General features: G+C 42.0%; 12 protein-coding genes and 1 other annotated feature (1 of these 13 only partly in view). All 12 genes read right to left on the bottom strand.

From position 1 onward, the window contains the following. Positions 1 to 100: a binding site (T-box leader), on the bottom strand; it reaches 112 nt to the left of the window's first position. After that, complete coding sequence (locus LFUMFP_RS04510) at positions 78 to 851, bottom strand: DivIVA domain-containing protein (RefSeq protein ID WP_025082544.1); 774 nt, start codon at positions 849 to 851, stop codon at positions 78 to 80. Its footprint overlaps the feature before it by 23 nt. A 33-nt stretch (positions 852 to 884) precedes the next feature. After that, positions 885 to 1,673 carry a YlmH family RNA-binding protein gene (locus tag LFUMFP_RS04505; RefSeq protein WP_025082543.1) on the bottom strand — a complete coding sequence of 263 codons (789 nt, stop codon included), beginning with the start codon at positions 1,671 to 1,673 and terminating at the stop codon, positions 885 to 887. 3 nt (positions 1,674 to 1,676) lie between these two features. Beyond that, positions 1,677 to 1,961 carry a YggT family protein gene (locus tag LFUMFP_RS04500; protein WP_025082542.1) on the bottom strand — a complete coding sequence of 95 codons (285 nt, stop codon included), beginning with the start codon at positions 1,959 to 1,961 and terminating at the stop codon, positions 1,677 to 1,679. Then, positions 1,962 to 2,393, bottom strand: coding sequence for a cell division protein SepF (locus LFUMFP_RS04495; RefSeq protein WP_025082541.1), 432 nt, complete (start codon positions 2,391 to 2,393; stop codon positions 1,962 to 1,964). Positions 2,394 to 2,417: 24 nt separating this feature from the next. Further along, complete coding sequence (gene ftsZ, locus LFUMFP_RS04490) at positions 2,418 to 3,650, bottom strand: cell division protein FtsZ (RefSeq protein ID WP_106483120.1); 1,233 nt, start codon at positions 3,648 to 3,650, stop codon at positions 2,418 to 2,420. A 27-nt stretch (positions 3,651 to 3,677) separates the two neighbouring features. After that, on the bottom strand, positions 3,678 to 4,988 hold the full coding sequence (gene ftsA, locus LFUMFP_RS04485) for a cell division protein FtsA (RefSeq protein ID WP_106483119.1): 1,311 nt from the start codon (positions 4,986 to 4,988) through the stop codon (positions 3,678 to 3,680). Between the two features lie 129 nt (positions 4,989 to 5,117). Beyond that, positions 5,118 to 5,972 carry a cell division protein FtsQ/DivIB gene (locus LFUMFP_RS04480; RefSeq protein ID WP_106483118.1) on the bottom strand — a complete coding sequence of 285 codons (855 nt, stop codon included), beginning with the start codon at positions 5,970 to 5,972 and terminating at the stop codon, positions 5,118 to 5,120. A gap of 21 nt (positions 5,973 to 5,993) precedes the next feature. Next, positions 5,994 to 7,094, bottom strand: a complete 1,101-nt coding sequence (gene murG, locus LFUMFP_RS04475; protein ID WP_056950120.1) for an undecaprenyldiphospho-muramoylpentapeptide beta-N-acetylglucosaminyltransferase — start codon at positions 7,092 to 7,094, stop codon at positions 5,994 to 5,996. Positions 7,095 to 7,109: 15 nt separating this feature from the next. Next, positions 7,110 to 8,480: a UDP-N-acetylmuramoyl-L-alanine--D-glutamate ligase gene (gene murD, locus LFUMFP_RS04470; protein ID WP_106483117.1), complete on the bottom strand. Its 1,371-nt coding sequence runs from the start codon at positions 8,478 to 8,480 to the stop codon at positions 7,110 to 7,112. A gap of 15 nt (positions 8,481 to 8,495) precedes the next feature. Then, positions 8,496 to 9,458, bottom strand: a complete 963-nt coding sequence (gene mraY / locus LFUMFP_RS04465; RefSeq protein WP_106483116.1) for a phospho-N-acetylmuramoyl-pentapeptide-transferase — start codon at positions 9,456 to 9,458, stop codon at positions 8,496 to 8,498. 28 nt (positions 9,459 to 9,486) lie between these two features. Further along, a complete protein-coding gene (locus LFUMFP_RS04460; protein WP_106483115.1) occupies positions 9,487 to 11,625 on the bottom strand; it encodes a penicillin-binding transpeptidase domain-containing protein in 2,139 nt (712 codons plus the stop codon). Continuing rightward, positions 11,622 to 11,993 carry a cell division protein FtsL gene (gene ftsL2 / locus LFUMFP_RS04455; RefSeq protein ID WP_025082536.1) on the bottom strand — a complete coding sequence of 124 codons (372 nt, stop codon included), beginning with the start codon at positions 11,991 to 11,993 and terminating at the stop codon, positions 11,622 to 11,624. The genes LFUMFP_RS04460 and ftsL2 overlap by 4 nt, the downstream gene beginning before the upstream one ends. Between the last annotated feature and the right edge of the window lie 16 nt (positions 11,994 to 12,009).

Genomic DNA, 12,009 nt, shown 5'->3' with positions numbered 1-12,009 from the left:
ACAAGGTGATCCATAATTAAATAGAGCATTACCAACCTTCCACCAGTCGTTGGCTCGCTATCATGATATTTAATCTGTTAGTTCTTGTTTTCGTCGTTATCAACTTGATCAGTTGATGATTCGATTGGGTCGTAAGCTTGATCAGTCGTTACTTCAGCATCTTCAGTTTCTTCAGAGTCTGACATACTATCATCATCAGGGAAAACAATCGTTTGCGTCGTTTCAACTTGATCTTCAGCTATTTCGCCCCAAGGCTTAACTGCTTCTGTTGTAGAGTTTACTTGATTATCACCCTTGTTGTCAAGTTCAGTAATATCAATTTCTTCAGACAAAGTTTGATGATCAGCCAATTCATCTTTAGCTAACAAATCAGTCCATTCAGGGCTCTTAACAACTTCCAATTGTGATTCAAGCATCACTTGTAATCTTTGTTTGAAGATCCGAGTTTGTTTCTTCAAATCATCGGTTTCGATTGCAATCCGCTTGGCACGTTCAGTCGCATCTTCAATGATGTGATTTGATTTTTCGGTCGCATCATCCAACATTGATTTAGCGTTCTTTTCAGATTCAGTTTGGATAATTTCAGATTCGCGTTTCGCGTTTTCTTTAACTTTATCCGCTGCTTCTTGCGCAACAATAATTGATTGGTTCAAAGCATCTTTTAATTCGTTGAAATAAGTCACTTTTTCGTCACTTGATTTCAAATCAGCTTTTAAGGCATCGTTTTCTTTCAAAACTGTTTCGTAGTCCTTAATCACTTGATCTAAAAAGTCATTGACTTGATCAGGATTATAACCACGCATTTTATTATTAAACTCTTTGTTATGAATATCTAAAGGTGTTAAAACCATTTTGAAATTCCTCCATCTTTCCAATAATTGCTACTATTTCCGTAAAATACCCAACGTCACTCGGTATTTTTCTTTACGCGTTTGTCCATCAATTGATTTGAGTTGAATACGGCCAAAACCACGAACGGACACAATATCGAGTAGTGCTAAATCGAAATCTGGCTTATCAAATTCTTGCCAATTTAATTTAACTTTATGACCTTGAACCAATTCCTTGGCGCGTTGTCGTGATAAATTATAAACCGACGCAATAATGGTATCTAATCTAAAAGAACTAACCGTTGTTTGTTCAAATTGCCACGTATCCTTCGGCACAATCAGTTGCGTATAATTCAATTCTTCCAAACGAACCGTGACCCGGCCAATTTTTGTAATCTGATTATTAACGTAACTAGCCATCGATTGCGTGACAAAAAATTGCCAATGCACATCATCCGTCATAATATCGCCGAAGACGTCGCGATCGATTCCCGCATTCACCAAAGTCCCTAAGACTTTACCGTGTGACAGTTGGGCAAACTTAACGGGATAGCGAATTTCAAATAATTGTAATTCAAAATCAGATTCCTGCGGTTCAAAATACGTGGGTGCAATTAGTGCTCGTTGCCGTTCAGCATCGACGTAACCCCCACCTAAATGAACAGCTAAATCTCCGTTTTCACCGGCTAAACTTTGTAAAATATACGCTTGCCGTGGATCCAGAAAATCAGTCAAAATCGGTCGATACTCAGTTGCAGCTTGATTTAACCAGCTCAAAACTTGGGCAACAAACGGCGCTTCAGACTTTCTAAAATGTTGATAAAGATCTGTCTGATCAGCCATCGATTAAGCCCCCATTATGATTAAATTCATGATTGTGACCAAGCCACGTTCGACAAGATATAGCACAAACCCCGCAACAATTGGTGAAAAACCAATCCCAGCGATTGATGGTAATACCCGATCAAAAATACCTAGAAATGGTTCTGTCAGTCGCGCTAAAAAGCGACCTAGCCCTGATTGCATACCACCTGGTAACCAAGTGAGTAAACAATAGACCGCAATCACACCTAAATAGATTTTAACAGCGTATAACAAAAGTGTTAAAACCAGAATTAAAAAGGATACCACTTAATTCACCTCAGTATCGAAATCGTTTTGGTCAACGATATCCGATAAATTTCCATCGATTTCAAAATTGGGTGGCGTACATAAGAAAATCTGTTCGCCAACCCGTTGAATTTCACCATTGACCGCAAAGACGGTCCCGGTTAGAAAATCAACAATCCGAGTTGCTTGTTCAGCACTGATTCGCGTGAAGTTCACAATCACGGCTTTATTTTCTAGCAAGTTTTTACTCACTTTTTTAGCATCGGAATAAATCCGTGGTTCACATAAGACAATTTTGTTGAGTTTGGCTGAAGTCGCCCCTTGCATCGACACAATATTGTTGGGCCGAGTAGCTGCTTGTTCTTCAACTGATTCATTGGCTTGATTTTCAGCTAAATAGTCGTCTTCATCATTCATTCCAAAGAAATTACTAAAACTAAATTTACCAGCCATTAGTCAGGCCTCCTCATTGATTAACTATTTGCGCCGACGTTTGAAAAAAGGTGGCACATCATCGTTAGTTTGCGTATCTGGCTTCGTTTCAGAACTGTCGCCATCAACTTGTTCCGTTCGTTTAAAGATATCAAATTCCTTTTTTTCAACGTCATCAAAATTTTCAGTCGTTTGCGCTTGTTCACGCACACTTGGTTCGCGACGAACATCCCAGTTACCAAAAGGATCGTCATTGTTTTCAACTTTTTTAGTGGGTGCTGAAGTTGTGTTCGATGTTGTCCGACGTGCATGGCTAGAACCATCATTAATCCCCGTTGCAATGACGGTTACAACAACTTCATCGCCTAAATCTTCGTTAATGGATGTCCCAAAGATTAAGTTAACTTCGCTTGTGGCAGCAGATTGGACAATTTCAGCTGCTTCTTGTGCTTCGTAAAGTGATAAATCAAGCCCACCGGTGATGTTCAAGAGCACTTGTTCAGCACCATCAATTGAAATTTCTAACAATGGTGATGAGATAGCTTTCTTAGTCGCTTCAGTTGTCCGGTTTTCACCAGTTGCTGAACCAATCCCCATCAAAGCAGAACCTTGGTTGGCCATCACGGTTTTAACATCCGCAAAATCAAGATTGACGAAACCAGGTGACGTGATTAAATCAGAAATCCCTTGGACCCCTTGACGTAACACGTTATCAGCTTCTTTGAAGGCTTCCATCATCGGTGTCTTCTTGTCGACAATTTCTAATAACCGGTTGTTGGCAATAATCACCATTGTATCAACATGTTGTTTTAATTCGGCAATCCCTGAAGCTGCGTTCTTGCCTCGTTTAGGGCCTTCAAAGGTAAAAGGTCGTGTGACAACCCCAACCGTTAAAGCACCCATGTCTTTAGCCACTTTAGCGACTACTGGGGCAGCACCAGTCCCGGTACCACCGCCCATGCCGGCTGTGACGAAAATCATGTCAGCACCCTTAAGGGATTCAGCAATAACTTCTTCACTTTCTTCAGCTGCTTTTTGACCGATATCAGCAGTCGCACCAGCACCTAAACCACGAGTCAATTTAGGTCCTAATTGAATCTTAGTTTGCGCTTGTGAATCTGCCAAAGCTTGCACATCCGTGTTGGCCGCAATAAATTCGACACCTTTAACGCCTTCGTTAATCATCCGGTTAACCGCGTTACCACCGGCACCACCGACACCAATCACTTTAATGACTGCACCGTTATTTGCTTGTGATTCGTCTAATGAATTTTCCATGTGCTGTTTCCTCCTATTACGACTCGCCTATTCAAAAAAGTTACTAAAGAAATTTTTGAGGCTTTCGAATCCATTTTTTGATTGTTTTTTTATTTTTTTAACGGGTACTTCTTCAACTGTCGTTTGGGTCTTCCCCATTTGCGTTGAATGTTGCGTTTCAGTCGTTGGTTGTTCCACATTACCCAGCGCACTTTGAACCAACCAATCAACTTCTGATAAGTTAGCTATGTAGTTAATCAAACCCAATCCCTGTGCGAATGAAGGATGTCTTAACCCCATTTGATCTGGAATGTATAATTTAACCGGACAATCGAAGATTTCTTTGGCGAGATCGACAATCCCAGGTAGTGCGGTCACCCCGCCGGTCATGATGACCCCACCTGGTAAGTCGAACGCGTCAACTTTATCTAGGCTTGTCTTTAAACGATCAAAGACTTGCATTAAACGGGCTTCGATAATCTCAGCCAGTTTCTTTTCAGTGACTTGCACTGGTACGGATTGACCAACCACTTCAATTGGAATTTCTTCTTCTTCAGAAGCTGCTAATGAATCGGCATTGCCATAATCACGTTTGGCTTTTTCAGCATTTTCAATCGAGGTGTTTAAAACGACCGAAATATCTTTGGTAATGTGGTCGCCACCTTCTTGATCAATCACTGAGAATTTCAATTGATGGTCATGAATGACTGCAGCGGTACTTTGACCACCACCCAAATCAATAATGATTGAACCAAAGTCTTGTTCGCCATCTGATAAGGCTAGCTTGCCAAGCGCAAGGGGATTAACCACTAGCTGTGACAATTCTAAGCCCGCTTTTTCAATACACTTCTTGAGATTGTGAATCATCGTCTTAGGCGCAGTGAATAAAACACCGGACATTTCGAGACGGACGCCCATCATCCCGCGTGGATCCTTAATTTCATCGAAACCATCAACCGTAAATTCAGTTGGTAATACCGTTAAAATTTCGCGTTCCGGTGGTAAATTGCGGACTAAAGCGGCACTCGCCACATTTTGAACATCTTGACTCGTAATTTCCTTGGATTGATCCGCAACAGCAATCATTCCTTGGCATTCTTCAATTTGTAATAAGTTGGCTGGAATCCCAGCAACAACTCGTTTAATTTCAATATTTGCTTTTTGCTCTGCTTGTTGAACGGCTTGTTGGATTGCGGTAACCGCCTGATCAATATCAACAATTGTGCCTCGGCTTAAGCCGTTAGATCGAGCTGATCCAACGCCAATGACGTTTAACTGCTTATTCATTGACTCAGCAACAATTACTTTAATTGAAGTCGTTCCAACATCAAGACCGACATAAATTTTTGAATTCTCCATTAAATATGTGGAACCTCCTGACATTCAATTAGAATAAAATGACTCCTATGATAAATAGTACCACATATCCACTCCATTTAGAAAGTGAATACCGTTATTTTAATACTATTAACTACTATTTAAATTCACCTATTTTGAAGTTTCAAATAATTTAGAGTAAGCGCCTACTTCTAAATCAAGTTGACCCTTGCCCTTCATCTGCTTCACAAGGACTGGATAGTACTTTATTTTGGTCGCTAACGTCCGTAAATCCCCAATCACTTCGTTACCATCATTCATGTACAGGTGGATTTGATAGGGATTATTATTGCCAGCCGTCAACCGAATTTCAGAAACAGCACTTTGAATACTCTTCGGAAAATCACGATAGAGTTTTAAGCCTTGTTTAAGATACTTATCATTCTTAAACCCACTATAAACTGGGCTACTTCCTAAGGACTGTGTCATCTTCGTTTTTAAGATCTGACCATTCTCTAAAATCGGATAGTATTGTTTTTCACGAACTAGGTAACCAACCGTCTGATATTCAGAAACCGATAAATTGATTTGATTATATTGGACTACTTTGATATTAACCTGTTTAATCTTAGGTAGTTTCGTTTGAATCCGTTGTTTGGTCTCTTTTTCGTGCATCAATTGCCATAGTACGTTATCACCCAAGCTAATTTGACTCGCATTAATCACTTGCTGATCTGGTACCGACTTCGTCCCACTGACGGCTAACTGTTGAATATCACTACTAGGTGACATGAAGTAAAGTGAGATAACCGTCCCGACCGTGAACACGACTAACAAAACGGCTAAACGCCATTTAGTCTTAGCCGAGCGTTGTTCCTTAAACTGTGGCAATTGATTGCTAATCGTAGGTCGTCCCGGTTTCAACCGTTTACGGCGTTCCTTTTTCCAACGCTTTAGTTGATAGGAACGCCAAATATTTAATAATTGTAACGGGTCATGTGCCCCGGGCTTTTGTTCTTTTTTCAAGTCACACGCTCCTTACTTTCATTAAATGATGGTTTCAATCACTTCGATAATTCGATCAGCGGCATCCGGAATCCCAATTTTCTTAGCCGCTTGGGCCATCGCATGTTGGTCATCTGGATTTTCTAACATTTGATCTAACGCAATCACTAAACGATCACCCGTTAATTGGGCTTCCGGAATCATAATCGCTGCGTCTTGTTCGACCAAACTTTGCGCATTCTTAGTCTGATGGTCGTTCGTCACATACGGGCTTGGAATCAAGATTGAGGGAATCCCTAAAGCCGTAATTTCGGCTAAACTGGTTGCGCCAGCACGGCCGACAATCGCTTTTAAATCAGGTAGAATCTCGGGCATATTGCTGATATAAGGCACGATTGCCAAGTTAGAATTGACTTGCTTACCGGCTAATTCAGCTTGTACATGTTCATAATGCACTTGTCCTGAGACAAACAAGACCTGATAGGGCCGTTGATTTAATTGTCCCACAGCGTCGATGAAAGCTTTGTTAATACTAGGCGCCCCACGACTACCACCAAATATTAAGACGGTCGGACTATCCGTTTTTAACCCGAATTCGCTCAACCGTTGATTAGGCACCATCCCCGCCACTTGTTGCGCCCGCGGATTACCCGTTAAGACCACTTTGTGCATGGGAAATTGATCACTGACGGATTCAAATGAAATTGCCACTTTATCAACAAAGCGGGCTAAAAATTTATTCGTGACACCGGCTGCTGAATTTTGTTCATGCACAATCGTTGGCACTTTTAAACGACTAGCGGCGTACAATAATGACCCTGATACATAGCCACCCGTCCCGATGACAACGTCTGGTTTGAATTCGCGAATCATTTGTTTCGCTTCTTTAATACTGTGCATAAATAATTGGATCGTTTTAAAATTCGTTTTAAAACCATCAACATTCATCGACCGTTTAAACCCTTGAATCTCCAACGTTTTAAATGCGATTCCCTGTTCAGGGACGATTCGACTTTCAAGACCGCGTTGAGTCCCAACGTATAATACGTCGTCTAATAAGCCACGTTCCTTCAGTCTTTGGATTAACGCTAATGCTGGGTAAATGTGGCCACCCGTGCCACCACCAGATATCATTACTCTCATTATAAAATCTCCAATTTACTCTGCTATGATTTTGTCGACGGCGTCTAGATAAACATCACCGCGTTCTTCAAATGTTTTAAATTGATCCCAACTAGCACAAGCCGGTGACAATAAAACAACATCGCCAGCGGCACTAGCGGCGTACGCTGCTGGTACGGCTTCCGTTAAATGGTCCACGATTTCGATAACTTGAATCCCCGCTTCTTTCGCGGTTTGCGCTAATAATTGTTTAGTCTCACCATATAAAATAACGGCTTTAACGTGCGCTTTCAACAATGGCAATAACGGTTCAAACGTAAACCCGCGATCCAATCCACCGGCAATTAAGACGATGGGTTGTTGGAAGCTCTTCAAAGCGACTTCGGTAGCTTCCATGTTAGTGGCTTTCGAATCGTTATAGAAACGCCGTTGTTGGTATTCCGTCACAAATTGCATCCGGTGTTTAACGCCGGTGAAAGTCGTTAGGACTTCAATAATCGCTTCATTCGATTGACCCATTAATTTAGCCACCGCCAAAGCAGCCAAGGCGTTTTCAACATTGTGATCGCCGGGGATATTGATCTCTTCGACCGGCATAATCGCTTCGCCTTTAAAGCACAATTGACCGGCTTCGACATAAGCCCCCGCCTGACTAGCCCCTAAACGTGAAAAAGGCACGACTTGGGCTTTCGTTTGCTGACTTAATTCGCGTAATTCTGGCAGATCCCAGTTGACAACGAAATAATCATCAGCCGTTTGATTTTGAACAATCCGCATCTTCGCTTGCACGTAATTCGCTCGAGACCCATGAAAATCCAAATGAGCTTCATAAATATTCGTTAGAACAGCAATTTTAGGTTTAACCGTGGTCGTTCCCATTAATTGGAAACTCGATAATTCCGTGACCATGACATCTTGATCAGTTACTTTTTGCGCGACTTGACTCAATGGAATCCCGATATTACCGGCGGCATAGGCGTGACCTTGCGCACGCTTATAATCGAGCATCAATTGAATCAGCGTGGTGGTCGTCGTCTTACCGTTTGACCCCGTCACACTAACCCATTGTGCTTCTGACACTTCATAGGCTAATTCGGGTTCCGTTAAAACTGGAATATGGCGAGCCACTGCTGCTTCGACCATCGGATTATCGTAGCGAATCCCAGGATTTTTAAAGAGGTAACTAAAAGCATGTTCGTCAAACAGGCTAACCGGATGACTCCCCGTAATAACGGTGGCGCCTAAAGCCCGTAATTCGGCAACTGCTTCCGATGATTCTTGGTCTTGTCCGTCATTGACGACGACCGTTGCCCCTAATTTTAATAATAGTTGCGCGGCGTTAATCCCACTTTTGCCTAACCCTAACACTAATACTGCTTGATCTTGATACGTTGCGACTGTTCTCATCAATTACGCCCTCTTCTAGAAAATTAACAAATAAATAGCTGAACAAATAATGCTGAAAAGCCAGAAACTGATATCAATCCGCCATTCACTCCACCCTGACATTTCGAAATGGTGATGAATCGGACTCATTTTAAAGATTCGTTTATGGAATAACTTGAATGACGCGACCTGCAACATGACGCTGGCCGTTTCAATCACGTAGACTAACCCAATTAATAGCAATGAGAATTCACGATGCAATAGAATCGACATCGCGGCTAATGCACCACCGAGTGCTAGTGACCCGACATCGCCCATGAAAATTTGCGCTGGTTTACGATTAAAGAGTAAGAACCCGACTAATCCACCAACCATGCTGAGGCCAAAAATCGCCACATCGATTTGATTTTGTTGGAACGCAATCCACGTATAAGTGGCAAACGAAACCGTTGCTAAACCAGCCACCAATCCGTCAATCCCATCGGTTAAGTTAACCGCGTTTGAAAAGCCGACTAACCAAAATAAAACAAAGGGCACAAATAACCAAAGACTCGAAATCGAACCAATCAATGGCATTTGTAACGCGTGACTAAAGCCTTCATGTTGGTAAACCCAAACAAAAACTAAGCCACCGATAATTTGACCGGCTAGTTTTTGCCAAGCTTTCAACCCCATATTTTGCTTTTTAAAGACTTTAATAAAATCATCTGCAAAACCGAGTAACCCATATAGCACTAGGATAAATAAGACAATCCATAGACTATTCGTTAGTTGATCTAAATAAAGGCCCACCCAGAGACTCGAAATAACAGCGGCAATGATGAACAATAAACCACCCATCGTTGGCGTGCCGTTTTTCTTAGCGTGCCACTTAGGGCCTTCTTCGCGAATCGTTTGGCCCTCTTTTTTCATCCGTAAATAACCAATGAATAACGGCATAAAGATCACCGTAATCACGAAACTACTCATCAAGGGTACTAAAAATTGTCCTGTTGCCATTTGATAAACTCCTTTAATCGACACTCACTTATTTTAATTGTACTTTAACTTTTTTAACGCCATCTAGCAACCCGTTAGTCGCCAAACTTTGTTGATAGGCGTAACCACTACCCTTTATCTCAACTTGAATTCCCGTTAATTGAGATAACTTCAATAAATCATTTTTGGACCAGCCCGTCACATCCGGCATCGTCATCGCGCCATTGGTCATTAACAAGACCCGTTGGTTCGGTAAAATAATACTGCCGGCACTTGGCACTTGTTGCACGACTAAATTACCACTACCGACTAACGCCGTTTTTAAACCGGCCTCGGTCAACTCACTTTGTGCCGTCTTAGTCGCCTTTGTTAGAACGGAAGGTAATTTAACTTGTTGCTGTTTATCCTTCTCCGCTTTTTTAGTGTATTCCAATGCCCGTTGCATCATCGGATTAAAAATTTGTGACAGAATCGTTTCGGCACTATCCGTCATTTGTTGCGGTTGTTTCATCGTGATATATAAAATATATTTTGGATCATCAGCAGGCGCAATACCACCTACAGAGAAGATGTAATTGTTAGCACCAGTTAAATACCCCCCGGTGGGCGCCGTAATCTGGGCCGTCCCGGTTTTAACCGCGACTTTGTAATTCGGAATCTGATAAACCTGTCCCGTCCCATAATCCTGATAAACAACATCTTCCATATTTTGAAGGACTTCTTTAGCCGTGCTGGCCTTAATCGGTTGGCCGACTTTAATCGGTTCAATCGTTTTACGTTTACCAACGCCCGCCAAAATTTGTGGTTGAATCATCGTGCCATTATTAGCAATCGCACTCGTCATTTGCAACATTTGCATCACATTGACGTTAATCCCTTGACCAAACGAAGTCGTTGCTTGATCCAACGGCCGCGTATATTGTAGGGATCCGGAAACTTCACCAGGTAACTCAATACCGGTTTTTTTCATAAAGCCAAACTTGGTCAGGTATGACTTCCAAACATCGGAGCCCATTTCCTGTTCTAACTTAACCATCCCAACGTTACTGGAACGGGCGAAGGCTTGGCTGAGCGGAATCGTCCCCCAACCACTCGTTTGCCAATCACTAATTTTTTTATCACCGACTTGCACCGAACCGGATTTATAATATTCATTGGGATTATAGTTTCCAGAATCGATGGCAGCTGACAGGGTCGCAATTTTTAAGACCGACCCAGGTTCATACCCATCTTCGACCAATGTATCGCGCCAGATATCGCCAATACCCTTTTTGGTGCTGGCATTAAACGTTGGCCGTTGTGAGGCTGCTAGAATTTCACCCGTCTTAGCATTCATCAAAACAGCGTTCATGCTAACCGGTTTGTATTTCTTATTGACCGTCGTTAATAGACTTTCGAGATAAGATTGGAGTCGTGAATCGATGGTCAAATAAACATCTTGACCATTTTTAGCGGCTTTCACCTTGTTTTGTTTCTGACTGAGCGCGTAGCCGTATGAATCTTGCATTAAATTCTTATAACCATCTTCACCGGTTAACTGTTGATTGAAGTATTTTTCAATCCCCATCACCCCGACTAAATCTTGACTACCGTCAGCGGTGGCACTTTTCGATGTTTGAGCAAGACCAATGACGTGTGACGCGAATGTCCCATTAGGATAGAGCCGCGTGGGTGATTCTTTAAAATAAATCCCAGTTAATTTTTGGGCTTCGATTTTCCGTTTGATGCTCAACGATAAATTTTGACCCGCACTCCCAAATTCAACTTGGTAGACTGCTTGGTTGGTTGGCGTCATTTGTTTATAAATCTTAGCTTCACTTAATGGTAAATACTGACTTAATATTTTGGCCACTTTTTTCTTATTTGTGACATAAAGCGGCTTTTTATTAGTCCCCACATAATCGTGGCTCAAGACCGCATACACTGAATAAGCGTTCGTATCTTGCGCTAAGACGTTGCCCAGTGAGTCATAGATTGTGCCACGTTGCGCCCGCACAACCGTGTCTTCTTCATATTTTTTGTGAGAACGCTTGGTCAAATCAACCCCTGCAATCTGCCCGGTTGCAGCGATATAGATGAAGCGTCCGGCAAAAACCACAAAAATCGCCGCAATAATTAGCACTAAAAGCCTGCCAAATACGCGTCGATTCCATTGTGGACTCTTACGTGTCTTTTTAACTAACTTCATTTAGACACATTTCGAATATTATTTTCATTTAACGTCAGACCATTTTTTTGGGCAAAGGCATCTAAGCAATCTGAACTCGTCAATTCACCAATTTCTTGTTTTAAATCACTATTTCTAGCATGCACTTGGGTCATTGACCGTGATGTGGTTTGTAAATCACGTTGCGCATTAACCACCGCAATTTTAGTCGTCAATAAGCCCACCAACATTCCAAAAAAAGCGATACCGATAATGGCTAACGTCGTCTTCTCCATCGCCGATAATGCGACTTTCCGATTAGGTTGTTCATTAGGAGCTGTATGTATTGTCGGTTGTTGGTTTGGTATTAATTCAGGAGCTACAAGTTGGCGCGCCGTGTTAGATGCCATTTATATCAGTCCTTTT

The organism is Latilactobacillus fuchuensis (genome assembly GCF_900258455.1).
In the GTDB taxonomy this organism is placed as follows: Bacteria; Bacillota; Bacilli; order Lactobacillales; family Lactobacillaceae; genus Latilactobacillus; species Latilactobacillus fuchuensis.
This window is presented reverse-complemented; position numbering and strand designations above follow the sequence as displayed.

Bases quoted from the DNA above. Each gene is read 5' to 3' on its own strand.
- ftsZ (WP_106483120.1), bottom strand. From the start codon at position 3,650: ATGGAAAATTCATTAGACGAATCACAAGCAAATAACGGTGCAGTCATT.
- murG (WP_056950120.1), bottom strand. From the start codon at position 7,094: ATGAGAGTAATGATATCTGGTGGTGGCACGGGTGGCCACATTTACCCA.
- LFUMFP_RS04510 (WP_025082544.1), bottom strand. From the start codon at position 851: ATGGTTTTAACACCTTTAGATATTCATAACAAAGAGTTTAATAATAAA.
- LFUMFP_RS04495 (WP_025082541.1), bottom strand. From the start codon at position 2,393: ATGGCTGGTAAATTTAGTTTTAGTAATTTCTTTGGAATGAATGATGAA.
- mraY (WP_106483116.1), bottom strand. From the start codon at position 9,458: ATGGCAACAGGACAATTTTTAGTACCCTTGATGAGTAGTTTCGTGATT.
- ftsA (WP_106483119.1), bottom strand. From the start codon at position 4,988: ATGGAGAATTCAAAAATTTATGTCGGTCTTGATGTTGGAACGACTTCA.
- murD (WP_106483117.1), bottom strand. From the start codon at position 8,480: ATGAGAACAGTCGCAACGTATCAAGATCAAGCAGTATTAGTGTTAGGG.
- LFUMFP_RS04460 (WP_106483115.1), bottom strand. From the start codon at position 11,625: ATGAAGTTAGTTAAAAAGACACGTAAGAGTCCACAATGGAATCGACGC.
- LFUMFP_RS04505 (WP_025082543.1), bottom strand. From the start codon at position 1,673: ATGGCTGATCAGACAGATCTTTATCAACATTTTAGAAAGTCTGAAGCG.
- ftsL2 (WP_025082536.1), bottom strand. From the start codon at position 11,993: ATGGCATCTAACACGGCGCGCCAACTTGTAGCTCCTGAATTAATACCA.